General features: G+C 66.6%; 21 protein-coding genes and 2 tRNA genes. 12 read left to right on the forward strand and 11 right to left on the reverse strand.

Translation table 11 applies throughout. The features are described from left to right. Positions 1-136: 136 nt before the first annotated feature. The 8 genes from AC3B6C_RS07065 to rpmH all read right to left on the reverse strand — a co-directional run bounded on the left by AC3B6C_RS07065 (position 137) and on the right by rpmH (position 7,231). On the reverse strand, positions 137-1,189 hold the full coding sequence (locus AC3B6C_RS07065) for a ParB/RepB/Spo0J family partition protein (RefSeq protein WP_488375530.1): 1,053 nt from the start codon (positions 1,187-1,189) through the stop codon (positions 137-139). Positions 1,190-1,253: 64 nt separating this feature from the next. Next, positions 1,254-2,207 carry a ParA family protein gene (locus AC3B6C_RS07070; protein WP_488376234.1) on the reverse strand — a complete coding sequence of 318 codons (954 nt, stop codon included), beginning with the start codon at positions 2,205-2,207 and terminating at the stop codon, positions 1,254-1,256. Positions 2,208-2,376: 169 nt separating this feature from the next. Next, positions 2,377-3,084, reverse strand: coding sequence for a 16S rRNA (guanine(527)-N(7))-methyltransferase RsmG (gene rsmG, locus AC3B6C_RS07075; protein ID WP_488375532.1), 708 nt, complete (start codon positions 3,082-3,084; stop codon positions 2,377-2,379). A 1,101-nt stretch (positions 3,085-4,185) separates the two neighbouring features. Then, on the reverse strand, positions 4,186-4,899 hold the full coding sequence (locus AC3B6C_RS07080) for a Jag family protein (protein WP_488375533.1): 714 nt from the start codon (positions 4,897-4,899) through the stop codon (positions 4,186-4,188). Between the two features lie 45 nt (positions 4,900-4,944). Beyond that, the gene (gene yidC / locus AC3B6C_RS07085; protein ID WP_488375534.1) at positions 4,945-6,153 is read right to left on the reverse strand and encodes a membrane protein insertase YidC; all 1,209 of its coding nucleotides are present in this window, start codon (positions 6,151-6,153) and stop codon (positions 4,945-4,947) included. Positions 6,154-6,180: 27 nt separating this feature from the next. Next, positions 6,181-6,612, reverse strand: coding sequence for a membrane protein insertion efficiency factor YidD (yidD, locus tag AC3B6C_RS07090; RefSeq protein ID WP_488375535.1), 432 nt, complete (start codon positions 6,610-6,612; stop codon positions 6,181-6,183). Beyond that, positions 6,609-7,040, reverse strand: coding sequence for a ribonuclease P protein component (gene rnpA / locus AC3B6C_RS07095; protein ID WP_010843058.1), 432 nt, complete (start codon positions 7,038-7,040; stop codon positions 6,609-6,611). The genes yidD and rnpA overlap by 4 nt, the downstream gene beginning before the upstream one ends. 47 nt (positions 7,041-7,087) lie before the next feature. Then, positions 7,088-7,231, reverse strand: coding sequence for a 50S ribosomal protein L34 (gene rpmH, locus AC3B6C_RS07100; RefSeq protein ID WP_004020968.1), 144 nt, complete (start codon positions 7,229-7,231; stop codon positions 7,088-7,090). 504 nt (positions 7,232-7,735) lie between these two features. Here rpmH and dnaA point away from each other — a divergent pair. The 9 genes from dnaA to AC3B6C_RS07145 all read left to right on the forward strand — a co-directional run bounded on the left by dnaA (position 7,736) and on the right by AC3B6C_RS07145 (position 19,257). Continuing rightward, positions 7,736-9,244: a chromosomal replication initiator protein DnaA gene (gene dnaA, locus AC3B6C_RS07105; RefSeq protein ID WP_488375536.1), complete on the forward strand. Its 1,509-nt coding sequence runs from the start codon at positions 7,736-7,738 to the stop codon at positions 9,242-9,244. A gap of 732 nt (positions 9,245-9,976) precedes the next feature. After that, the gene (gene dnaN / locus AC3B6C_RS07110) at positions 9,977-11,146 is read left to right on the forward strand and encodes a DNA polymerase III subunit beta (RefSeq protein WP_010843056.1); all 1,170 of its coding nucleotides are present in this window, start codon (positions 9,977-9,979) and stop codon (positions 11,144-11,146) included. 43 nt (positions 11,147-11,189) lie between these two features. Then, positions 11,190-12,407 carry a DNA replication/repair protein RecF gene (gene recF / locus AC3B6C_RS07115; RefSeq protein ID WP_488375537.1) on the forward strand — a complete coding sequence of 406 codons (1,218 nt, stop codon included), beginning with the start codon at positions 11,190-11,192 and terminating at the stop codon, positions 12,405-12,407. Further along, complete coding sequence (locus AC3B6C_RS07120; RefSeq protein ID WP_010843054.1) at positions 12,400-12,984, forward strand: DUF721 family protein; 585 nt, start codon at positions 12,400-12,402, stop codon at positions 12,982-12,984. Before recF ends, AC3B6C_RS07120 begins: the two co-directional genes overlap by 8 nt. A gap of 342 nt (positions 12,985-13,326) precedes the next feature. Then, positions 13,327-15,393 carry a DNA topoisomerase (ATP-hydrolyzing) subunit B gene (gene gyrB / locus AC3B6C_RS07125; RefSeq protein WP_055476359.1) on the forward strand — a complete coding sequence of 689 codons (2,067 nt, stop codon included), beginning with the start codon at positions 13,327-13,329 and terminating at the stop codon, positions 15,391-15,393. Between the two features lie 44 nt (positions 15,394-15,437). Continuing rightward, on the forward strand, positions 15,438-17,927 hold the full coding sequence (gene gyrA, locus AC3B6C_RS07130) for a DNA gyrase subunit A (RefSeq protein ID WP_010843052.1): 2,490 nt from the start codon (positions 15,438-15,440) through the stop codon (positions 17,925-17,927). 118 nt (positions 17,928-18,045) lie between these two features. Next, positions 18,046-18,981: a DUF3566 domain-containing protein gene (locus AC3B6C_RS07135; RefSeq protein WP_488375538.1), complete on the forward strand. Its 936-nt coding sequence runs from the start codon at positions 18,046-18,048 to the stop codon at positions 18,979-18,981. Between the two features lie 66 nt (positions 18,982-19,047). Continuing rightward, positions 19,048-19,121, forward strand: a tRNA-Ile gene (locus AC3B6C_RS07140). A gap of 60 nt (positions 19,122-19,181) precedes the next feature. Then, positions 19,182-19,257 (forward strand) — tRNA-Ala (locus AC3B6C_RS07145). A 102-nt stretch (positions 19,258-19,359) separates the two neighbouring features. Here AC3B6C_RS07145 and AC3B6C_RS07150 read toward each other — a convergent pair. Beyond that, entirely contained in the window at positions 19,360-19,938 is a 579-nt protein-coding gene (locus AC3B6C_RS07150; RefSeq protein ID WP_488375539.1) for a helix-turn-helix domain-containing protein, read from the reverse strand. A 99-nt stretch (positions 19,939-20,037) separates the two neighbouring features. Between AC3B6C_RS07150 and AC3B6C_RS07155 the strand changes: the two genes are divergently transcribed. Then, entirely contained in the window at positions 20,038-20,970 is a 933-nt protein-coding gene (locus AC3B6C_RS07155) for a saccharopine dehydrogenase (RefSeq protein WP_488375540.1), read from the forward strand. Positions 20,971-20,978: 8 nt separating this feature from the next. Here AC3B6C_RS07155 and AC3B6C_RS07160 read toward each other — a convergent pair whose 3' ends face one another. After that, positions 20,979-21,545: a dihydrofolate reductase family protein gene (locus AC3B6C_RS07160; RefSeq protein WP_488375541.1), complete on the reverse strand. Its 567-nt coding sequence runs from the start codon at positions 21,543-21,545 to the stop codon at positions 20,979-20,981. A 73-nt stretch (positions 21,546-21,618) separates the two neighbouring features. Between AC3B6C_RS07160 and AC3B6C_RS07165 the strand changes: the two genes are divergently transcribed. Both AC3B6C_RS07165 and AC3B6C_RS07170 read left to right on the forward strand, forming a co-directional pair. Continuing rightward, entirely contained in the window at positions 21,619-22,188 is a 570-nt protein-coding gene (locus AC3B6C_RS07165; RefSeq protein ID WP_488375542.1) for a TetR/AcrR family transcriptional regulator, read from the forward strand. Between the two features lie 63 nt (positions 22,189-22,251). Beyond that, a complete protein-coding gene (locus AC3B6C_RS07170; RefSeq protein ID WP_488375543.1) occupies positions 22,252-23,553 on the forward strand; it encodes a serine/threonine-protein kinase in 1,302 nt (433 codons plus the stop codon). A 44-nt stretch (positions 23,554-23,597) separates the two neighbouring features. On the opposite strand, the gene AC3B6C_RS07175 is transcribed toward AC3B6C_RS07170, so the two are convergent. After that, positions 23,598-23,849: a type B 50S ribosomal protein L31 gene (locus AC3B6C_RS07175; protein WP_014924801.1), complete on the reverse strand. Its 252-nt coding sequence runs from the start codon at positions 23,847-23,849 to the stop codon at positions 23,598-23,600. Between the last annotated feature and the right edge of the window lie 12 nt (positions 23,850-23,861).

The following is a 23,861-nucleotide window of genomic DNA, read 5'->3' on the forward strand; positions in this document are numbered from 1 at the left end:
CGGGTGAACGCGCCCGAGACCACCAAAGTGTCTGAGCAACAACACCTTTCGATGGAAACTTGCCCGTCGGGTTCGTCTATCGTCACAGTGACATTACTTCCGCGTCTAGGTGGTACCGAAAATCTCGCGCCTGAGTTCACTTCTTCGGATCGATGAACTGGACGATGCGTTCCAGGTCGTCGACCGAGCCGAACTCCACCACGATCTTGCCTTTTCTCTTCCCTAGACTGACTGTAACCCTGGTGTCCAGACTGTCGGACAGTCTCTCCGCGAGATCCTGCAGTCCCGGCATCTGCATCGGACGGCGTTTCGGTGCAGTCGGTGACTTGGCATCCGGCCCATCTCCACGATTGGCGAGCGTCACCGCCTCCTCCGTCGCCCGTACCGACAGACCTTCGGCGACGATTCGCGCGGCGAGTGCCTCCTGCGCGTCGCTCCCGGTCTCGAGAGAGAGGAGTGCACGGGCGTGGCCGGCCGACAACACCCCCGCGGCAACACGTCGTTGGACCGGGATCGGCAGTTTGAGCAACCGGATCATGTTGCTGATGAGTGGCCGGGAGCGACCAAGGCGAGTAGCCAGCTCCTCGTGCGTGACGCCGAACTCCTCGAGCAGCTGTTGATAGGCCGCCGCTTCTTCGAGGGGGTTGAGCTGTGCTCGATGAATGTTCTCGAGCAATGCGTCCCGCAGCATGTCGCCGTCAGGTGTCTCGCGGACGATCGCGGGAATCGCCTCGAGCCCGGCCTCCTGGCTTGCCCGCCAACGGCGCTCACCCATGACGATCTGATAGCCGATTCCGTCGGCGGTGGGCTTCTTGAGGCGCCGCACGACGATGGGCTGCATGAGCCCGAACTCCCGAATCGAGTGCACCAGCTCGGCCATGGCTTCGTCGTCGAAGACCGTTCTGGGCTGGCTCGGGTTCGGCTGAATCTGCTTCGGGGGGAGTTCGCGGTACACCGCGCCCGCCTCTTCAGGGCTGAGGGGTTGCGTTCCCGCAGCTGTCGAGGGGGTGGTCGACGAGTCCTTCGCGTCGCCGGTCGGCGCCGCCGGACCCCTGCCGATCACGACATCGGCCGCAGCGTTGCCGAGGCGAGGGGCGTCCGACTGGTCTTCGGCCGGTCCCGTCGGAATCAGTGCGGCCAGTCCACGACCGAGTCCGCCCCGACGCTGAGCGGTGTCCCGTTGGCTCATTGGTACTCCCTTTCGCGGTGGTGGTGCTCGGTCAGCGTTTCACGTGAACCGTCGACGAATTGGGTCACGCCGACGCTTCCCGGGACGCGCGCAGTGCCAGCTCGCGCGCCGCATCGAGGTAACTCATCGCACCACGTGAGCCTGGGTCGTATTCGATGATCGTCATCCCGTATCCGGGTGCTTCCGAAACCTTGACGCTGCGGGGGATGATCGTGCTCAGGACCTTGTCGCCGAAGTGGCGACGCACTTCCTCGGCGACCTGATCGGCCAGCTTCGTTCTGCCGTCGTACATCGTCAGCACGATCGTGGAGACGTGGAGTTCGCGGTTGAGATGTGCCTGCACGAGTTCGATGTTGCGCAGCAACTGTCCCACCCCTTCGAGTGCGTAGTACTCGCACTGGATCGGGATGAGAACCTCACGAGCGGCCACCATCGCGTTCACGGTCAGCAACCCGAGCGATGGGGGACAGTCGATGAATACGTAGTCGATCTGAAACTCAGCGAGAATGTCATCGGCGAGCGCATTACGTAGACGGTTCTCGCGGGCGACGAGCGAGACCAGCTCGATCTCGGCTCCGGCCAGATCCAACGTCGCCGGTACACAGAACAGACCTTGCTGACTCGGCGACTCTTGAACCGCTTCTTTCAGCGTCACCTCACCGAGCAGCAGTTCATACACCGAAGCGATGTCCTGCGCGCGATGATCGATGCCGAGTGCAGTACTGGCGTTGCCCTGCGGGTCGAGGTCGATGACGAGAACCCGGAGTCCGCGAAGCGCGAGACCCGCTGCCAGGTTCACCGTGGTGGTGGTCTTTCCGACCCCGCCCTTTTGATTGGCAACAGTCATGATTCGGGTATGGGGAGGTTTCGGGAGCTGCCCGGCACCCCCCGGAGTCAGGACCTGGCTCGCGCGTTCCGCAGCCATGGCGATAGGGGTGTCGGCGAACGGCTGCCCGTCCGTACCGGGGCGGCCCCCTGCCGAGGTTTCACGTGAAACATTCGGGTCTTGATCGACCACGCGTGGACTCCTTTGACCGACCTCGTAAGGACTCGCGCCAGTACCGCCGGCGGCTGGAGCCGCCGATCCCACTGCCGCGGAAGCGTCGATTGCAGCACCTTCAGAGGTGCCGACAGAACGCCTCTTATTCTGCGCCCTCCGCGGACTCCACACCAATCCGATCGCCTCCTCAGCGTCGTCCGGAGCGGCCGCTCCGCGACCGTTCGTTCTTCGTCCCCACGATCACGGTCGTCGGCGTCTCGAGGAACCGATCGCCGCACGTGCGCACCGTCAGGTCAGTGATTCCAGAGCGGCCCACGATCGCGCGGTCACGCTCGATCTCCTCGCCCGCTGACGATCCTTTGATCGCGATCATCTGCCCGCCCGGGCGAACCAGGGGACCGGACCACTTCGACAGTCGCTCCAGGGGAGCGACCGCCCGAGACGTGACCACGTCTGCCAGGCCGACTGCGGCGCGAACGGATTTCTCTTCAGCGCGCCCCCGGACCACGGTCACATTGTCGAGCGAGAGCGCCGCGATTGTGCGCTCCAGGAACGTGCTGCGTCGGAGCAGTGGTTCGATCAGCGTGACCGACAGATCCGGGCGCGCGATGGCGAGGGGTATCCCGGGCAGTCCCGCACCGCTGCCTATGTCGATCACTCGCGCGCCGTCCGAGATGTGTTCGCCGAGCACTCCACAGTTGAGGATGTGCCGGTCCCACAAGCGAGGTACCTCCCGCGGACCCATCAGGCCGTGATCGATTCCATCGGTCGCGAGGATTCGCCAGTAGTCGACCGCCAGCTTCAACCGCTCGCCGAAGATGTCGGCGGCCGCAGCCGGCGGAACCGCCAACGCGTCCAGATCGTGCTCGTGCTCGGGTTGTGCGTCAGACGGCACTTCGCCTCCGTTCGGATGGGACTCGGTATCTAGTGTTTCACGTGAAACCTATGCGCCCGTCGGGTCGGTACACATCGGACGTCCGGGCACTGTTTCACGTGAAACAACATCGTTGTCATTCGGTGGAGCCACCCGGCAGGGGATCCATCGCGCGGCGTAAGTGGACGCCACCTCGCCAGAAGCAGTCCCAGTCCCAGTCCGAACAGCTCTGTCGCTCACCATCCACACCGCCCTGATCTCGTGACGCATGTATCGGCGGCGCGACCCGAGGACGGTCACCAGCAGCGCCCTCGCCGCGCGGCACTGGGCGTGGGCCTCGGCTTCTCGAGAGCGGACGCCAGCTCTCCGACGGTCGAGGCAAAGGCGACGGGACCCCGATCATCGCGGCACTGTCCGCGCGGCCTACCAGCGTCACCGACCGTATCGCTCGCCTCCGCGCCGGCCGCAGTCACGCGCGTTCGACCTCTACGAGCGCGCCCGCAAGCTGACGAGAAGCCCTTGCTCCGCGACCGCTCACAGGACCTGGGCCGGCCCCGCCGAGGACACCTATCCACAGCGCAAGTTCCGGCTCGTGCATTCGGCCGCCGCCGCCTGATGTGGTTCGGCGGCATTGGTTCGTGCGAACGAACGGTGGCCAGGTGTGGGACGGGCATCGGCGACTACAGCGGTCGGAACACATCCTCACCTGACCCGGCGCGCCGAAGTCTCGGCTCCCGCGACACCCACGGCCCACGAACCCGTGCCGGGGAATTCGATGGTCCCTGCCGCCCTCCGCAGAAGCCTAGGCGTGGCTACCTCACCGCATCGCGTCAGGACAACGCCCGCAACAGCCCGCCGGCAGCGCGCTCGGGCGGCCGGGCTCGGGCGGCGGGCAGCGCTCGCGCAGCAGAGCCTCGACAGTCCGCGGTCCCTTGCGACGCCGGATCACAACGACGAACGAGAGCTCGGCGTCCTTCCGAAGCACCCTCGTTTCACGTGAAACAACAACCATGTAACTCTCCGTGACAGCCTGCCAACCCCCGCGAGTCCGGTCCCGGAAACACATCAGGCCCCGACCATCGGTCGGGGCCTGATCGCCTCCGCGGGGGAGGGGAGTGCGGACTAGGAGGGAAGGACCACCACGCGACGCTTGGGCTCCGCGCCCTCGCTCTCGCTGACGACGCCGTCGACGACGGCCACCGCGTCGTGCACGATCTTCCGCTCGAACGGAGTCATCGGATCCAGCGCCTCGCGCTCGCCGGACGCCAGCACCCGCTCGGCGACCTCGCGACCGAGGCGTGCGAGCCGATCGCGGCGATCCGAGCGCCAGCGCGCGATGTCGAGCATCAGGCGGCTGCGCTCGCCGGTCGCCTGCTGCACCGCGAGGCGGGTCAGCTCCTGAAGCGCGTCGAGGACCTCGCCCTTGCGGCCGACGAGCTTGGTCAGATCGTCGCCACCGTCGATGCTGACGACCGCCCGGTCGCCATCGACGTCGAGGTCGATGTCGCCGTCGAAGTCGAGGACGTCAAGAAGCTGCTCGAGGTAGTCACCGGCGATCTCGCCTTCTTCGACAAGACGGTCCTCGTCGTCCTCGTCGTCGTCATCGTCGGAGTCATCATCCGAGTCGTCATCATCGATGTCCGCGGCGTCATCGGTCTCACCCGACGTGTCCTCGACGGTGTCGTCCGCGCCGTTGTCCGCTTCGGTGGCGTCGTTCTCCACCACAGCCCCGTCACCGGCGACGGTCTGTGCGGCGTCGTCGGACTGATCCTCCGTCTGGGCCACGGCCGATGCCTCGGCATCTGTACCGGCTTGAGTTGCAGTCTCTGCTGTCATCTCATTCACCTAACTTCTGTGCTTCATCGAACAAGTCTGGGGCGGTCAACGCTTGCCACCGCGTTTGTTGCCGCGCTTGGCGGTCGAACGGCTTCCGCGGTTGTGGTTCTGCTTCTTGCCCGGTGCGGCGCCGGGGCCGGGGCGCGCGGGTTTCTGGCCCGGCTTGGGTTTGGCACCCACGCCGGTGTCCGCTGCTGCCGCGGTTGCGTCGTCGGGCGCAGACACCTCTGGCTCGACTCCATCGGTGCCGGACTTGTCCGCGGTCCCGTCCTTCGAGAGGGACACACCCGTCGGCTCGGCGCCGTTGCCGCTCGTGGCCGCGGGGCGCTTCTTGCGGTCGGGCCGCACGCCCGGCTTCGGCGCATTCGCCTTGAGCTTCTCCTGCTTGAGAAGCTTGGCCTCTTCTTCTTCCTTGGCGATGTGCCCGAAGACGATGTGCTGCTGCCCGTAGGTCCAAATGTTGTTGCTCATCCAGTACAAGAGGATGGCGACCGGGAAGAACGGACCGGTGACGAGGATGCCGATCGGGAAGATGTACAGCGCAAGGTTGTTCATCATCCGGGTCTGCGGGTTCTCGAGCGCGGCCTCCGGCTGGCGGGCCACCGAGGCCCGCGAGTTGAGGTGCGTCGCGATCGAGGCGACGATCATCATCGGCACGACGACGAACGCGATCTGCGGACGCGTGAAGTCGATGGGGGACCCGGGCTCGACGAACGCCTGGAACTCGGTCGCCGGCTCGACGAGGTAGGACGACAGCGGAACACCGAAGAGACGGGCGTCGAGGAAGTTCTGCACCTGCTCGGCGCTGAAGACGTAGTTGCCCTGCGAACGCGTCTCCGCGGCGCTCATACCGAGCTGGCCCATGCCGGTGCCCATACGGTTGAACGACCGCAGCACGTGGAACAGACCGATGAAGACGGGGATCTGCAGCAGCATCGGAAGGCAGCCGAGCAGCGGGTTGAACCCGTGCTCCTTCTGGAGCTTCTGCATCTCCTCGGTCATCTTGACCCGATCCTTGGCGTACTTCTTGCGGATCGCCTGGAGCTGCGGGTTGATCTCCTGCATCTTCTTCGTGGTGCGGATCTGCTTCACGAAGGGCTTGTAGAGAATCGCGCGCAGGGTGAACACGAGGAACACCACCGACAGTGCCCAGGCGATCCCGTCGCCACCGGGGGAGTCGGGCGTGACATGGCTGAAGAGCCAATGCCAGACCCACATGATCCCGGAGACCGGGTAATAGATGAAGTCGAGCACGGGTCAGTTACCCCTCACTTGTTGTACTCACAGGGCACGCGTCTCGCCGGACGCGTGCTGATGGTTTCGAGGTCGGTGTGTTCCGGTGGTGACCGCACTCCACAGGTCGCGGCACAGGTCTCCGAAGCCGCGCTCGGGGACCGGGTCGTAGCCGGGTTTGTGCCACGGCCCGCACTTGGCGAGCCGGATGATCGACAGCACCGAGCCGTAGAGGAAGCCGTGCCGGTCGAGTGCTTCGACCGCGTATCCAGAGCAGGTCGGCTCGAAGCGGCAGGATGGCAGGCGCATGGGGGACACCCAGGTGCGATACAGCTCGATGAGGAAGATGACGGTGCGGCGGGGGAGCAGACGCAATCCGCGCACCAGGCGAGCACCGCGTCCGATCGACGGGTCGGGGTGGATCGCCGCCGACTCGACGTGGGGCTGAGGCGACGACGTGGTGCCGGAGGTGCCGCTCATCGCTGCGACCTCGCCCCGTCGGCCGGAGCCGAGACGGCGTCGGCCAGACCGGCTACCCGCCTGCTCGTGAACGCGTCACGTAGCTGATCGGCGAGCTCGTCGCTGGATCGATCTGCCGCGCTGCGACGAGCGCGGACGACCACGTAGGTCTCGTCGGGAAGCAGATGTGACGCGCCCGCGAACGCCGCGCGCAGACGACGAGCGACGAGATGGCGCGTCACCGCGTTGCCGACGGACTTGCTGACCACCAGGCCGAGCCAGGGTCCGCCGGACATCGCCACGTCGCGACGCAGACCTCGAGGGTCCGGCCAGTGACGACCGACCATCGCGAGATGGACGACGAAGTCACGACTGTTCACCCGCGCACCGGACTTGAGGGTGCGAGAGAAGTCGGATCCCCGTGAGATCCGATGAAGGGGCGCAGTCATCGAACAGCTGACCGGATCCGCAACCGGGATCCGGTGAGAGCCGACGATCAGGCGGTGAGCTTCGCGCGGCCCTTGGAACGGCGGCCGCTGACGATGGCACGCCCGGCGCGGGTCCGCATGCGCAGACGGAAACCGTGCACGCGTGCGCGACGACGGTTGTTCGGCTGGAAAGTACGCTTGCCCTTGGCCACGGTGACTCCTTGTGCTCCCTGTGGGCACACACCGGTTACCCGGGCATGACCCACATGTTGTCGTTGGTCTGTTGATCCAGGACGGTGCCGAACTGGTGTCGGTGATGACTCGGCGAACATGAAAGATCGCCGCGCAAATCCGCAACCTGGATGACCAGTCGAGACTACTGACACCGAGCGTTCAAATCAAACGACGGCGTCACCCCGCCGACACCGCTCCCGACCAGTGTGTTCTGGGCCACGAAAGCAAGATTCTCAGCAGATTCGAGTCAAACGTCCCGATCGCTTTGTGACCCTCTGCGACCTCTGTTACGTTCACTCACAGCGTCGGCCACCCGTCCCGTCGAGGAAGTTCCTCGGGACCTGGCTTCAGACCGAAGTCCCCAGCTCGTCGTCACCTTTGTACACAGGTGTGGATAACCCTGTGGAAAGAGACGGTCTCCCGGCGCCGATGTCACCAGTCTCGTCAACGCTGGTAGTTTTCCGGACCAGGAGGCCAGCCCCGTGACTTCAGACCGCGACTCATTCGGCGAGGTGTGGCAGCAGGTCGTCGCCGAACTCAACGACGACGAAGCCGCACGCGACCACGAACCACTGACACGCCAGCAGAAGGCATGGCTGTCGCTGGTTCGACCCCTCACCCTCACCGAGGGTTTCGCTCTGCTGACCGTGCCGACGGCGCTGGTCCAGGAGCAGATCGAACGCAATCTCCGTGAGACCATCCGCTCGGTTCTGAGCCGTCACCTCGACGAACCCGTCGACCTCGGCGTCCGTATCGCGACTCCGCGCAACGACGAGCCGGCACCCGAGGCGCCGGCTGCCGAAGGTCGGTCCCTCGGTGTACCGGCCGCGGCCGCCGACCACTCCGCGGCCCCGGTGGGCGCCGGTCTGGCCTCGGCCCCGGTGGCGGAGTCCACACGCCCGTCCGGCGACTGGGCGTCGTATTTCGCCGAGCGACCCACGTCGACGCCACCGGCAACGGGTGCGAACCTCAACCCCAAGTACACCTTCGACACCTTCGTCATCGGCGCGTCGAACCGCTTCGCGCACGCCTCGGCAGTGGCGGTCTCAGAGGCCCCGGCCCGGGCCTACAACCCGCTGTTCATCTGGGGTGAGTCCGGTCTCGGCAAGACGCACCTGTTGCACGCCGCCGGGCACTACGCGCAGCGTCTGTTCCCCGGTATGCGGGTCAAGTACGTCTCCACCGAGGAGTTCACCAACGACTTCATCAACTCACTTCGTGACGACCGGCGGGTCGCGTTCAAGCGTCGCTATCGCGACGTCGACGTCCTGCTCGTCGACGACATCCAGTTCCTCGTGGGCAAAGAAGGTATCCAGGAAGAGTTCTTCCACACCTTCAACACGCTGCACAACGCGAGCAAGCAGATCGTCATCTCGTCCGATCGTCCACCGAAACAGCTTGCGACACTGGAAGATCGGCTCCGCACTCGGTTCGAGTGGGGCTTGATCACCGACGTGCAGCCGCCCGATCTGGAGACCAGGATCGCCATCCTGCGCAAGAAGGCGCAGATGGACAACATCGCGGTGCCCGACGACGTCCTCGAGCTCATCGCGTCGAAGATCGAACGCAACATCCGCGAGCTCGAAGGTGCGCTGATCCGGGTCACGGCTTTCGCCTCGCTCAACGACGCCGCACTCGACAAGTCCCTCGCCGACGTCGTTCTCCAGGCGCTGCTGCCCAACTCGGGGACGCTCGAGGTCAGTGCGGCGAGCATCCTCGCGATCACCGCCGAGTACTTCGACATCTCCCTCGAAGAACTGCGCGGTCCCGGTAAGACACGGTCGATCGCGCAGGCACGTCAGATCTCGATGTATCTGTGCCGGGAGCTCACCGATCTCTCGCTGCCGAAGATCGGTGAGACCTTCGATCGCGACCACACGACAGTGATGTACGCCGAACGCAAGATCCGCAAGGAGATGGCCGAGCGGCGACGGGTGTACGACCACGTCCAGGAGCTCACCGCGCGCATCAAGCAGCGTGCCGTCGGCTGAGGCGTCCTTCTCCCTGTCTGTGGCCCGGCGTACCTGTGGCCCTGGCGCACATCTCTGGCCCCCGCACCCCCGAGCCGGCAACGGCCCGGGGGTGCGGTCGTCTCACGGGTTCCCTCGGTGTCTCGTCCCGCTCCCGTGGACCCGAATGGCAGCCCTCGACGGCAACCCCGACACCAACCCCCGACAGCGCCACGGGAATGCCAAGTCTGCTCCTCGGGTCGAGGGTCTCCGGCTCCGAAACGGCGGGTCGCGCGGTCGGATCCGGTCGACGTCTGCCCTGCTCACGAATGATCACCAGCTGTGGATGATCCTTGGGATAACCCGTGTCCGGATGTGCACCGACGGTGGACGCCGCGCGAACAACATCGAAACTCCACACCGGCGGCCGGATCCGCTCGACGTTGCTCCACCGGTCATACACACGCGTGCACCCGCCCGGACTGGCCCGATGTCATGGTTGTCCACAGATTCCACAGCTCCTATTACTGAGATGGATCCCTCTATAAAGAGAATCTTTTGTAAGAAGGTCTGTGCACAGACCGGTGCCGACCGGGCCGGTCGGACATCGCCCCGACGAGGGCCGGACTTGCCCCCAACCACCCCGGTCCGGGCAGCGGCGTTCTACAGTGGGACTCCCGGATGCGGGATCCCACTCCAGGCCGGCCGACCCACTGCGGCGCCGACCCGGCGATCCAGGCGGGAACGAGAACGAGAGAAGGGCAACCTCCCAGCATGAAGTTTCGTGTCGCGCGTGACGAGTTCGCTGATTCCGTCGCCTGGGTCGCCCGCAGTCTCCCGTCTCGTCCGCCCGTCCCGGTTCTCGGCTGTGTCGTGCTCAACGTCGGCGAGACCGGCCTGACCGTCTCGGGCTTCGACTACGAGGTCTCGGCGCAGGAGAACCTCGGCGCCGAGGTCGCCGACCCCGGACAGGTCCTGGTCTCCGGCCGGCTCCTCGCCGACATCACCAAAGCCCTCCCGAACAAGCCGGTCGACGTGACTCTCGACGGTTCTCGCGTCGCCATCACCTGTGGCAGCGCGAAGTTCTCGCTCCCGACGATGCCGGTCGAGGACTACCCGCAGCTGCCCGACGTCCCCGCCATCACCGGCACGATCCCGTCGCAACTGTTCGCCGAGGCGATCTCCCAGGTGGCCGTGGCGGCGGGCAAGGACGACACGCTGCCCATGCTGACCGGCGTGCGCGTCGAGATCGAGGGCAACTCCGTCGTCCTCGCCGCAACCGACCGCTTCCGCCTTGCAGTGCGCGAATTGCAGTGGGAGCCTTCTGATCCCGACACCAAGGGCGCCGTCCTGGTCCCGGCGAAGACGCTCTCGGAGAGCGCCAAGACCGCTGGTGCCGAGGGCACCGGAGTCGTCTCGCTGGCCTTTGGTGGCGGCGCGGCCATCGGTTCCGACGGCATCCTCGGCATCCTCGGTGAGACGAAGAAGACCACCACCCGTCTGCTCGACGCGGAGTTCCCGAAGTTCCGTCAGCTGCTGCCGGCCAGCCACACCGCCGTCGCCACCATCGACAGCGGCCCGCTGATCGAGGCGATCCGTCGTGTGGCCCTCGTCGCCGAGCGCGGCGCACAGGTCCGGATGGAGTTCTCCGAGGGATCCGTGCTCCTCACCGCGGGCGGTGACGAGGCGGGTAAGGCCGAGGAAGAGCTGCCCGTGTCGTTCCAGGGTGAGCCCCTCACGATCGCGTTCAATCCCGGGTACCTGCAGGACGGCTTGTCGGCGATCAACGCCGACGCGGTGGACTTCGGGTTCACCACCCCCAGCCGGCCCGCGGTGCTCCGCCCGGCCAGCGGCGAGGATCCGGTGGCGGACGAGTCCGGCGCCTTCGTCGCTCCCGAGAGCGCCTTCAGCTACCTGTTGATGCCCGTCCGCCTCCCCGGCTGACGGCCGCCGCCGGCCTCGCCGTCACCAGGATCGACGCCGACTCGTGTTCGTCCGTGAGCTGCATCTGAAGGATTTCCGATCGTGGCGGGCCGTGGACCTCGATCTGGCGCCCGGCCCGACCGTCTTCACCGGCCGTAACGGCTTCGGCAAGACGAACCTGCTCGAGGCGCTGTTCTACCTGTCGACCCTCCGGTCGCATCGGGTGAGTTCCGATGCGCCTCTCGTCCACGCGGGATCCGCGTCGGCATCGGTGATCGCGACGGTCGAGAACGACGGTCGCGAGCTGACCGCCGATCTGCGGATCAACGCCGAGGGGGCCAACAAGGCGGCCATCAACGGGAGCCCGGCACGACGACCCCGCGACCTGCTCGGCATCCTCCGCACGGTGCTGTTCGCACCGGAGGACCTTTCCCTGGTGCGTGGGGATCCGAGCGATCGACGACGTTTCGTCGACGAGCTCGTCGCACAGCGAGGACCCCGCTTCGCCGCGGCCCGCGCCGACTACGACCGGGTCCTCCGCCAGCGTTCGGCTTTGCTCAAGACTGCCGCGGCGGCACTGAGACGTGGTGGGGAACAAGCAGATTCGGTCATCAGCACGCTCGACGTCTGGGACGGTCAGCTCGCGGATCTCGGCGGTCAGGTGATCGCCGCACGGTTGTCGGTGCTCGCCGAGCTCGAGCCCCACTTCACGGGTTCGTACGCCTCGATCGCGCCGCATTCACGGCCGGCCGTGCTCCGCTATCGTCCCGCGGGTGGTGCGGAGATCGAGGAGCGCACCCCGGAGGCCATCGCCGACGTGCTGGCGGTGCGCCTGACGGAGTTGCGCGACAAGGAGATCGAGCGCGGCCTGTGCCTGGTCGGGCCGCACCGCGACGACATCGACATCGTGCTCGGCAACGATGTCGCGAAAGGCTTTGCCTCGCACGGGGAATCGTGGTCGTTGGCGTTGGCCCTGCGGCTGGGATCGGTCGAGCTGACCCGTGCCGAGGGCGTCGAGCCGGTCATCATGCTCGACGATGTGTTCGCCGAATTGGACGCCAAGCGGCGCGCGCAACTCGTCGAGTTCACCGCCGAAGCCGAGCAGCTGCTCATCACCGCTGCCGTGGCCGAGGACATCCCCGGCCAGATCGGTGGCCGGCGGATCGGCGTCGACGTGGTCGACGACGGCGAGGGACGACGGTCACACATCGTCGACGACGACGATGATGGAGACGACGCAGACGCCGATGTGGTGGCCGCGGGGGAGGAGACCCATGAGTGACGATCTCCCGGCCGGATCCTCCGATCCCGTCGAGCCCGCGCCGCGCCCGACCCCGCCCGGTGAGCTGGGCGGGTACGAGCGCGCTCGTAAGGCGCTGGAGGAGGCGCGCGCGCAGGCCCGAGCCGCGGGGAAGTCCGTCGGCCGGGGCCGGGCCTCACCCGTCCGTCGTGTCCCGCGCGGATCCCAGGGGCGCCGGCGCTGGTCCGGTTCCGGACCGGATGCGCGGGATCCGCAGCCGTTCGGCCGCCTCGTCGGTGGTCTGGCGAAAGAACGCGGCTGGCAGGAGAAGATCGGCGAGGGCACCCTGTTCGGGATGTGGGAGCAGATCGTCGGTTCCGACATCGCCGCGCACGCGCAGCCGATTGCACTGCGCGACAACGTACTTCATGTCCAGGCCGAGTCCACGGCGTGGGCGACACAACTCCGCTACGTCCAGTCGCAGATCCTCGCCAAGATAGCCGCGGCCATCGGCCACGGCCAGGTCACGTCGTTGCGGATCAGTGGTCCGAAGGGTCCGTCGTGGCGCAAGGGTGAGCGGCATGTCCGCGGCCGGGGCCCGCGCGACACCTACGGCTGACGCATCGCTAGCAGAGTCGCTGACACATTACTAGTTGCTGAGCCTCGTGGGCCGTTTTCCATCCCCAAGCCACGATCGAACCGGGGACGAGGCCAAAAAATCGTTCTGAGGGCCTGTTAGCGGCCCCGGATGCGCGTTCCAGGGCGAGTCAGGCAGTACACTATGGAGAGTTGTCCCGACAGGGGTGCACAACGACAGACAGACAGCGCCGCCAGGCTACCCGGATGTACCCGCCGGGTACTCCTGTGCGCGCAACCGCCGTGTGCCCCGTCGACAAGGATCGACGACGGATCCGGAGACCACCTGATCCGTCGATGAGCAGAACAGGAGCGGACGCACCTCGTGGCCGACACCAGCGACACCGGACCGAAGAAGAACAAGAAGAAGCCGTCAGAGTATGGCGCCGATTCGATCAACATCCTCGAGGGTCTGGAGGCCGTTCGCAAACGGCCCGGTATGTACATCGGATCCACCGGTGAACGAGGCCTCCACCACCTGATCTGGGAGGTCGTCGACAACTCCGTCGACGAGGCGATGGCCGGCTTCGCCTCCCGCGTCGACGTGACCCTGCTCGCCGACGGCGGTGTCCAGGTCGTCGACGACGGTCGTGGAATCCCGACCGGCATGCACCGGACCGGCGTCCCGACCGTCGAGGTCGTCATGACCCAGCTGCACGCCGGCGGTAAGTTCGACTCCGACGCCTATGCGGTGTCGGGCGGTCTGCACGGCGTCGGCATCTCGGTGGTCAACGCCTTGTCGACCAAGGTGGAGCTGGAGATCCAGAACGACGGTTTCCACTGGGAGCAGACCTACAACTACGCCAAGCCCGGTGCCCTCGAGAAGGGGAGCCCGACCCGTAAGACCGGTACCACCGTCCGGTTCTGGCCGGACCCCGAGATCTTCACCGAGACCACGCGATTCAACGCCGAGACCGTGGCGCGTCGTCTGCAGGAGATGGCCTTCCTGAACAAGGGCCTCACCATCACGCTGACCGATCAGCGCCCGCAGGCCATCGAAGCGCCGGGGGACGCCGACGGCGACGAGGAGAGCACCCTCACCGAGGCCGCGGAGGAGATCAAGTCCGCGGAGGAGAAGGCGGCGGCCGCGGCGAAGCCGAAGACCCGCACCTACCACTACCCCGACGGACTCGTCGACTACATCAAGCACCTCAACCGCACGAAGCAGTCCATCCACACCACGGTCATCGGCTACACCGGGCAGGGCACGGGTCACGAGGTCGAGGTCGCGATGCAGTGGAACGCTACCTATTCCGAATCGGTGCACACCTTCGCCAACACCATCAACACCCACGAGGGTGGTACGCACGAGGAGGGTTTCCGTGCTGCGCTGACCCTCACGGTGAACAAGTACGCGGTGGAGAAGAAGTTCATCAAGGACAAGAAGGAAGACCGCCTCTCGGGTGACGACATCCGTGAGGGACTCGCGGCGGTCATCTCGGTGAAGGTCGGTGATCCGCAGTTCGAGGGCCAGACCAAGACCAAACTGGGCAACACCGAGGTGAAGGGTTTCGTCCAGCGGGTCTGCAGCGAGCACCTCGGTCACTGGCTGGAGGCCAACCCGGCCGAGGCGAAGACCATCATCAAGAAGATCGTCGAATCCCAGCGGGCCCGGATGGCCGCGCGCAACGCTCGTGATCTGGTGCGTCGCAAGACCGCCACCGACATCGGTGGTCTCCCGGGCAAGCTGGCCGACTGCCGCAGCAACGACCCGGGCAAGTGCGAGGTCTACATCGTGGAGGGCGACTCCGCAGGCGGCAGCGCGAAGTCGGGTCGCGACTCGATGTACCAGGCGATCCTCCCGCTGCGCGGCAAGATCATCAACGTCGAGAAGGCACGGATCGACCGGGTGCTCAAGAACACCGAGGTCCAGTCGATCATCACCGCCTTCGGCACGGGCATCCACGACGAGTTCGACATCAGCAAGCTGCGCTATCACAAGATCGTGCTGATGGCCGACGCCGACGTCGACGGTCAGCACATCTCGACCCTGCTGCTCACGCTGCTGTTCCGCTTCATGCGACCGCTCATCGAGCACGGTCACGTCTATCTGGCCATGCCGCCGCTGTACAAGCTCAAGTGGCAGAAGTCGGCGCCGGAGTTCGCCTACTCCGACCGTGAACGTGACGGACTGCTCGAGGCCGGCCGCGCCGCGGGCAAGAAGATCAACACCGAGGACGGCATCCAGCGCTACAAGGGTCTCGGCGAGATGAACGCCAAGGAACTGTGGGAGACCACGATGGATCCGGCCGTGCGTGTGCTCCGCCAGGTGACGCTCGACGACGCCGCGGCCGCCGACGAACTGTTCTCCATCCTCATGGGTGAGGACGTCGCCGCCCGCCGCAGCTTCATCGCCCGCAACGCGAAAGACGTTCGCTTCCTCGATGTCTGATCACGGATCGTCTCGATTCGTAGTGATCGCAGAAAGAACACACAATGACTGACACCACTCTGCCGCCCGCCGGAGGCGAAGGCGATCGCATCGAGCCCGTCGATCTCGGGCAGGAGATGCAGAAGAGCTACATCGATTACGCCATGAGCGTGATCGTGGGGCGAGCGCTCCCCGAGGTGCGCGACGGCCTGAAGCCGGTGCACCGCCGTCTCCTCTACGCGTCCTTCGATGCCGGTTTCCGGCCGGACCGCAGTTATGTGAAGTCCGCGAAACCCGTTGCGGAGACGATGGGTAACTATCACCCGCACGGCGACACCGCGATCTACGACGCCCTCGTCCGGCTCGCCCAGCCGTGGTCGATGCGCTACCCGCTCATCGACGGGCAGGGCAACTTCGGCTCGCGCGGCAACGACGGTGCGGCCGCGATGCGGTACACCGAGGCGCGTCTCACGCCGCTCGCCATGGAGATGTTGCGTGACATCACCGAGGAGACAGTCGATTTCGTCCCCAACTACGACGGCAAGACGAATGAGCCGACGGTACTGCCGTCGCGCATCCCGAACCTGCTGATCAATGGTTCCGGCGGTATCGCCGTCGGCATGGCCACCAACATGCCTCCGCACAACCTCAACGAGGTTGCCGAGGCGGTGTTCTGGGCGCTGGAGAATCACGACGCCGACGACGAGACCACCCTCGCCGCCTGCATGGAGTGCATCAAGGGACCCGACTTCCCCACGGCCGGACTGATCGTCGGCAGCCAGGGCATCAAGGACGCCTACACGACCGGTCGCGGCAGCATCCGGATGCGCAGCGTCGTCGACATCGAGGAGAACAAGGGAGCCACCACGCTGGTGGTCACCGAGTTGCCGTACCAGGTCAACCCGGACAACCTGATCCAGTCGATCGCCGAGCAGGTCAACGAGGGAAAGCTCAAGGGCATCAGCCGGATCGAGGATCAGTCCTCGGACCGCGTCGGCATGCGCATCGTGGTGACGCTGCGTCGTGACGCCGTCGCCAAGGTCGTGCTGAACAACCTGTACAAGCACAGCCAGCTCCAGACCAGCTTCGGCGCCAACATGCTGTCGATCGTCGACGGTGTGCCGCGCACGCTGCGACTCGACCAGATGATCCGCTACTACGTGGCGCATCAGATCGACGTCATCGTGCGTCGGACCCGGTACCGGTTGCGCAAGGCCGAGGAGCGCGCGCACATCCTGCGCGGTCTGGTGAAAGCTCTTGACGCCCTTGACGAAGTGATCGCGCTGATCCGCCGCTCGGCGAACACCGAGACCGCACGCACCGGCCTGATCGACCTCCTCGACATCGACGAGATCCAGGCCGACGCCATCCTCGCGATGCAGCTGCGCCGGCTGTCGGCCCTCGAGCGCCAGAAGATCGTCGACGAGCTCGCCGAGATCGAACTCGAGATCGCCGACTACAAGGACATCCTCGACCGGCCGGAGCGTCAGCGCGCGATCGTGCGCGACGAGCTCAAGGAGGTCGTCGACAAGTACGGCGACGAGCGTCGTACCAAGATCATCGCGGCCGACGGCGACGTCAGCGACGAGGATCTGATCGCGCGTGAGGACGTTGTCGTCACGATCACCGAGACCGGGTACGCCAAGCGCACCAAGACCGACCTGTACCGCAGCCAGCGTCGCGGCGGCAAGGGCGTGCAGGGTGCCGGCCTCAAGCAGGACGACATCGTCAAGCACTTCTTCGTGTGCTCGACCCACGACTGGATTCTGTTCTTCACGACCAAGGGACGGGTCTACCGCGCCAAGGCCTACGAGCTGCCCGAGGCCAACCGCACCGCGCGCGGCCAGCACGTCGCCAACCTCCTCGCCTTCCAGCCGGAGGAGCGCATCGCCCAGGTCATCCAGCTCAAGACCTACGAGGATGCCCCGTACCTGGTGCTCGCCACCCGCAACGGCCTGGTCAAGAAGTCCCGCCTGGTCGACTTCGACTCGAACCGCTCCGGCGGCATCGCGGCGATCAACCTGCGCGGTGAGGACGAACTGGTCGGCGCCCAGTTGTGCAGCGCCGACGACGATCTGCTCCTGGTGTCGCAGAAGGGACAGTCGATCCGCTTCCACGCCGACGACGAGGCCCTGCGGCCCATGGGCCGGCAGACCTCGGGCGTCCAGGGCATGCGGTTCAACACCGACGACACGCTCCTGTCGCTCAACGTCGTCCGCGACGGCACCTACCTCCTGGTCGCGACCTCCGGTGGGTACGCCAAGCGGACCGGCATGGACGACTACCCGGTGCAGGGCCGCGGCGGCAAGGGTGTGCTGACGATCGCCCACGATCGACGGCGCGGCGAACTGATCGGCGCCCTCATCGTCGACGACGACTCCGAGCTCTACGCCATCACCTCGGGCGGCGGCGTCATCCGCACGACGGCGAAGTCGGTCCGCAAGGCCGGTCGCCAGACCAAGGGTGTGCGCCTGATGAACATCGACGAGGGAACGACGGTCATCGCGATCGCCCGCAACGCCGACGAGCCGGACGAGACAGAGGTCTCTTCCTAGGCGTTAGGGTGAAGACCACTGTTTCTCGGCCCGTCGTCCGCCGGCGGGTCGGGGAGCGATGGGTTCGGACCCGGCGCCGAGCGAGCAACGTCAGCAACGCCTGAGTGAGGGAATGTCTGTGAGCACACCGAACGAGCCGCATCAGGACCAGAACGGGCGCCCCGCCGGGGGGCCGGCGGGCCCCGGGACGGGTACCCCGACCGGGGGACTGGTGCCTCCGTGGCAGCGAGGTCCGGCCGAGGATTCGGCCGGCGCGCCGACCGAGACGTTCACTCGTGACGACACCCGCCGGCCCGGATCGGACGGCAATCCGGGCGGTCCGTCGCAGAACGGTCCGAGTGGCCCGCCGCAGAACAACCCGGGCGGCCCGCCGCAGAACAACCCGGGCGGCCCGCCGCCGCGCGGCGTCGTGACGAACAGCGGTACCGCTGCGGCCAGCATGAGCGGCCAGCAGGCGCCGGTCACCAAACTCGAGAGTCCTCGACGCTCGGGTGCGGCGACGGCGACCGAGGAGTCCGGCTTCGTCGAGTCACCCACGAGCACGATCGATCGGGGTCACCTCCCGGCGAACGATCTGCCCGATCTCGATCAGATCCACCACACCGCGGATCTGAAGCGGCCTGAGGCCTCGCAGGCGCCGGGCGGCAAGTCGGTGCCGCGGTCGGCACCGCGCCAGGTGCTCGCCGCCGGTACCGCGCTGCGCGCGGCGGTGCAGGTCCGTCGGATCGACCCGTGGGCGACGTTCAAGATCGCGGCCGTGCTGTCGGTCGTCGGCTTCTTCATCTGGATGATCTCCATCGCGGTGCTGTACCTGATCCTCGACGGCATGGGCGTGTGGGATCAGGTGAACAACAGCTTCGGAACGCTCATGGCCGAGGAATCGAGCACGAGTGGCGACGTCGTGGGGGCGGGCACCGTCTTCGGCGCTGCGGCCCTCCTGGGGGCCATCAACGCCATCCTGCTGACGGCCCTGGCGACGATCGGCAGCTACATCTACAACATCTGCGCCGACCTCGTCGGCGGCGCTGAGGTGACGCTCGCCGACCTCGACTGACCGAGGTCCTGACCAGCCGTTTTGTTTGTTGGGGCATCGGTCGGGTAATCTCACTCCTCGGTTCAAGGGCCTATAGCTCAGGCGGTTAGAGCGCTTCGCTGATAACGAAGAGGTCGGAGGTTCAAGTCCTCCTAGGCCCACTGCGACGGATGTTTTCGGACATCGAATTCGCATCCCGCCGAACCGATCCGGTACGGCACGGGGCCTTAGCTCAGTTGGTAGAGCGCTGCCTTTGCAAGGCAGATGTCAGGAGTTCGAATCTCCTAGGCTCCACCACCTTCATCTCGAAGCCGGCATCGGTCGGCGATGTACTGCGACGGCGACGACGCGCTCCACGAGCCCGCTCGTCGCCTTTCGTGTTTCCGGCGCACTCCGTGGTCACCGCGGTGGAAGTGCATCCAGGCGCGACACCGGGCGGTCGCCGTGCGGCCCGAAGAGATGCAGGATCTCGACCGGGCTGTCGTCGGCCGGTCCGAACCAATGCGGTGTCGTCGGGTCGAACTGGGCGGTCTCGCCGGGTTCGAGGATGTGCTCGTCGTCGTTCAGGAGCACGCGCAGTCTGCCGGCGAGCACGTAGAGCCACGCGTGCCCGTCATGGGTGACCAGTCGCGGCTCGCGCGGGCCCAGGACGTGCTTGAACGCCCGCACGCGTCCCGGGTAGCCGGTGAGCGGGACGATGATGCCTCCCGACGCGATGGACCTCGGTTCGAGGTGCACGCGGGGATCACCGGTTGGCGGTGCGTCGACGAGTTGATCCAGGGACACGCGGTAGAGCTTCGCGAGGGGGAGCAGGACGTCGAGTGTCGGTTGCCGTTTACCGGTCTCCACACGCGAGAGTGTGCTGATCGACAATCCCGACTCCTCGGCCACCGCCGTCAGCGTGAGTTCCCGCCCAAGCCGGAGGGTGCGCAGCCGCGGGCCGATCGCATCGATCAGGTCGGTGAGCTCCGCGGTCATGGCGTCATCTTTGCAGATCCCGCAAAAGTCCTCACCGGTCGCGATCGCTGTCGCCGAGCATGGTCTCCAGGCAATCGGGAACAGCGAAAGTGGTGTCGGATGGACGAATCGAACGAGCGCGCGCACCTGCGGGTCCTGCTCCTCGGCGGGCGCGGTGCGGTGGGCGCCGTCGTCCGGCGCGAACTCGAGGGGGACGGCCACATCGTGACCGGGACGAGTCGCACCGCACCCGGGGATGTCCGGATCGATCTACGCGACGACCTTGCGGGTCTGCGCACCCTCGCGGCCGAACACGACGTCGTCGTCAACGCCTCCGGCATCGAACGTCCAGACCTCGGTGCCGCGACGGCTCGGACGCCGCTGGTCGACATCGCGGCGTCCGGTGCCTACCTCGACGAGTTGCGCGCCGCCGCGGTCGGACCGGTCGTCCTGGGCGCCGGTCTGGCGCCGGGCCTCAGCACCATCCTGACCGGCGCGCTCGACTCCCACGCCGGCGACGACCTCGACGTCCTCGTACTCCTCGGCGCCGGTGAGAAGCACGGCCCGGCGGCAGTGGCCTGGACTGTCGGTCTGGTCGGCACCGATGTCCACTGCCCACCCGAAGGCCGGCCGGTGCGCAATCTGGGTGAGAGCCGCCGCGCGACCGGTCCGGACGGGCGCACGAGGCGCTACCTGCGCGCGGACTTCCCCGACCATGTCCTCCTCGACGACAAGCCCGGCGTGATCCGCTCGTATCTCACCCTCAGCTCGGCACCGATGACGGCGGCACTCGGCCTGGTCGGGCGGGTGCCCGCGTTGCGCAGCACCCTGACGTGGGCACCTCCGCTCGGGTCGGAGGCCTGGCACGTCGTCGCCGAGAATCGACGCACCGGCGAGCGACGGCAGGCCTCGGGCACCGGACAGTCCGAGGCCACCGGCAGGCTGACCGCACTCGCCGCCACGCGTGCAGCGAGAGACCTCCGAGGCACCACGAGGAGTGTGACGATGGCCGACCTCATCTCACTCGACGACGCGCTCGCGGTCCTGACGTAGGTCCGCTTCTACGACGCGGCGTATTCGACGATCGACACCCCGGTCTCGAAGTCGCGACCACTGACCCGACGTAACCGTCTGGGGGCGTAGCGGCCGGGAGCCATCAGGGGAATCCCACTGCCGAACAGCACCGGCTGGCGTTTGAGGACGAACCGGTCGATCTCATCCGACAGCTGCGTCGCGAGGTTGCCACCCCCGCAGAGCCAGATGTCCTTGCCATCAGCCTGTTTGAGCTCGTGGACCACCTCGACCGGGTCACGATCGGTGAACGTCACGCCGTCCACGGGATCGTGTCGGCGGTGGGTGAAGACGTACTGGTCGAGGTGGCGGTACGGACTCGTCGTCTCGGGCAAGCCGGCGGCGTAGGTACTCGCTCCCATGAGCACGGTGTCGAAGATGCCTGCGCTCTGGTCGATACCGAGCGCGGCGGCGTAGTCGGTCGGCATCGTGTCGGCGAACCGATCGTTGATGCCGTCCATGTGATCGCCCTCCATCAGGAAGGCGTCGAACTGGCCGTCTGGTCCCGCGATGTACCCATCGAGACTGACGGCCACGTAGTACACGAGTTCACGCATGTTGTCCCCAATCACTTCAGATGTAGTGGTTGAGAACCTACAGCACTTGTAGTGGTTGGGCTATCGTTTTCCCATGGTCCGAAATGATGACCGGCGGCGAGCCCTCGCCGACGCGGGTCTCGAAGTCCTCGCCGACACCGGAGCGCGAGGACTCACCCACCGCGCGGTCGACCGTGCCGCCGGCGCCCCCGTCGGTACGACGACGAACTACTTCCGTTCTCGCTCAGCACTTCTGACCGGTCTCGTGGAGCGCATCTACGAGCGGCTCGCACCGAGCGACGACTTCATCGCCGAACGGGCCGGACGCACCCCGACCCGCGATCTGTTCGCGGAGTACCTTCGCAACATCGTCGAACGCCTGTTGGCCGACCGCGAGGTCACCATCGCGCTCATCGAACTGAGACTCGAGGGGATCCGTCGCCCCGAGGTCGCGGAGATCATCGTCGAATGGCGTCGGGCCGGGTTCGCCGGGGACGTCGCTTTCAACGAGCAAGCGGGCCTGCCGGGGTCGGCGCGGGAGATCGCCCTGTTCCACTTCGCGGTCGACGGCCTCCTGCTCGACCAGCTGACCGGCCCGTTGCTCCCGGATGTGCCGCTCGACGACATCGTCGACGCACTGGTCGACGGATTGCTGCCCGGTTGAGTACGCGGTCCGCACGGGGTCGGGCCGATGATCGACCGGCGAGGCACCCGCTACCGTGGACAAGTGGACCGCGATCTGCTCGACGGACGCTATGAGATCCGGGGAGTTCTCGGACGTGGCGGCATGGCGGTGGTGCACGACGGGTGGGACCGGCGGCTCCACCGGTCGGTCGCCATCAAGCTGCTGCGGTCGGCGCCGGAGACCCCGGTAGTCGCTCGTGAACGGTTCGCCGCAGAGGCGCGGGCGGCCGCCGCACTCAACCATCCCAACATCGTTGCCGTTCACGATTTCGGCGAGCACGACGGGACTCCGTACATCGTGATGGAGCGGCTGAGTGGCACGACGGTCGGAGACCTCATGGTCGACGGACCGATGCCACCCGACCGTGTTGCCGCGATTCTTGCCGACGTCCTCGCGGCCCTGCACGCCGCCCACGCAGCCGGCGTGTTTCATCGCGACATCAATCCCGCGAATCTGCTGATGTCCGGTGACCGGGTGAAGGTGGCCGATCTCGGCATCGCCAAGACCGCCGGCACGGCGCACACAGCGACCGGTGAAGTCGTCGGCACCATCTGCTATCTCAGCCCAGGACGCGTGCTGGGTCAGGCGGCGACACCTGCCGACGATCTCTATGCGGCCGCCGTCGTCGCGTACGAAGCGCTGACGGGCCGTCGCGCGTACGACCAGGACAATCCCGCCGCTGTCGCGCATGCGATCCTGCACTCGCCCCTGCCGCCATTGACCGTTGTGCGTCCAGACGTTTCACCGGCCCTGCGCGACACGATCGATCGGGCCATGCGCCCCGGTGACGTGGCATCGTTCGCCGACGCCGCGGCGATGCTTGCGGCGCTGTCCGGCCATGGTGCCGAACCGCTGTCACATCCGGCGACGAGCCGGCTCACGTCCCCGCTGTCGGTGACCCCGCTGTCGATGACCCCGCTGTCGGCGACACCGGGGCCCGTACCCCCGGTCGGGGGCGGGTCGCCGACGGCACCTCTCTCCACGGGGCGGCCGCGACCACGGAGACGAACCTGGGTCGCGCTGGTCGGCGGATCCGCCGCACTGCTGGCGGCGCTCCTGGTCGCCATCACCGTGGCGGCGACGAGCTCGGACGAGGACGCGCCGTCGCCGACGAACCCCGCCCCTGCCTCACTGCCCGCCGCAGAGCCCTCGATCCCGGCGAGCACCATCGAGACGCCGCAACCGACCCAGACAGAACTGCCGCAGACCGGTGTGCCCCAGACGGGGCCGACTCCGACCGAGAACGATCGGAACGGTAGGGGAAACTCCGGAGGAAATGGCGGCAACGGGAACAGCGGCAACGGGAACAGTGGCAACGGGAAACCGAAGGACGACAAGAACTGATTGCCACAGCGAGGCAATCGAACCCGGATGGCCGCTGACTCGGGTCAGCGCTCGAGGTGCGCGTAGCGGCGGCGGAACTTCTCGACCCGGCCGGCGACGTCGGGAATCGTGTTGACCCCGGTGTAGAACGGGTGCGAATCGCTGGTGACGTCGACGGTGATGAGCGGGTACTCGTTGCCGTCGGACCAGGTGACGGTGGTCGGCGACGTCGCGGTGGAGCGGGTGAGGAACTCCTTGCCCGTTGAACCGTCGCGGATGACGACGGGGTGGTAATCGGGGTGGATGCCCTTTTTCATGATGAGTGCCTT

It is taken from the genome of Gordonia sp. 11cp, assembly GCF_057767225.1.

Bases quoted from the DNA above. Each gene is read 5' to 3' on its own strand.
- rnpA (WP_010843058.1), bottom strand. From the start codon at position 7,040: ATGACTGCGCCCCTTCATCGGATCTCACGGGGATCCGACTTCTCTCGC.
- dnaN (WP_010843056.1), top strand. From the start codon at position 9,977: ATGAAGTTTCGTGTCGCGCGTGACGAGTTCGCTGATTCCGTCGCCTGG.
- gyrA (WP_010843052.1), top strand. From the start codon at position 15,438: ATGACTGACACCACTCTGCCGCCCGCCGGAGGCGAAGGCGATCGCATC.
- yidD (WP_488375535.1), bottom strand. From the start codon at position 6,612: ATGAGCGGCACCTCCGGCACCACGTCGTCGCCTCAGCCCCACGTCGAG.
- AC3B6C_RS07165 (WP_488375542.1), top strand. From the start codon at position 21,619: ATGGTCCGAAATGATGACCGGCGGCGAGCCCTCGCCGACGCGGGTCTC.
- AC3B6C_RS07160 (WP_488375541.1), bottom strand. From the start codon at position 21,545: ATGCGTGAACTCGTGTACTACGTGGCCGTCAGTCTCGATGGGTACATC.
- AC3B6C_RS07065 (WP_488375530.1), bottom strand. From the start codon at position 1,189: ATGAGCCAACGGGACACCGCTCAGCGTCGGGGCGGACTCGGTCGTGGA.
- AC3B6C_RS07150 (WP_488375539.1), bottom strand. From the start codon at position 19,938: ATGACCGCGGAGCTCACCGACCTGATCGATGCGATCGGCCCGCGGCTG.
- AC3B6C_RS07120 (WP_010843054.1), top strand. From the start codon at position 12,400: ATGAGTGACGATCTCCCGGCCGGATCCTCCGATCCCGTCGAGCCCGCG.
- AC3B6C_RS07155 (WP_488375540.1), top strand. From the start codon at position 20,038: ATGGACGAATCGAACGAGCGCGCGCACCTGCGGGTCCTGCTCCTCGGC.
- AC3B6C_RS07175 (WP_014924801.1), bottom strand. From the start codon at position 23,849: ATGAAAAAGGGCATCCACCCCGATTACCACCCCGTCGTCATCCGCGAC.
- AC3B6C_RS07080 (WP_488375533.1), bottom strand. From the start codon at position 4,899: ATGACAGCAGAGACTGCAACTCAAGCCGGTACAGATGCCGAGGCATCG.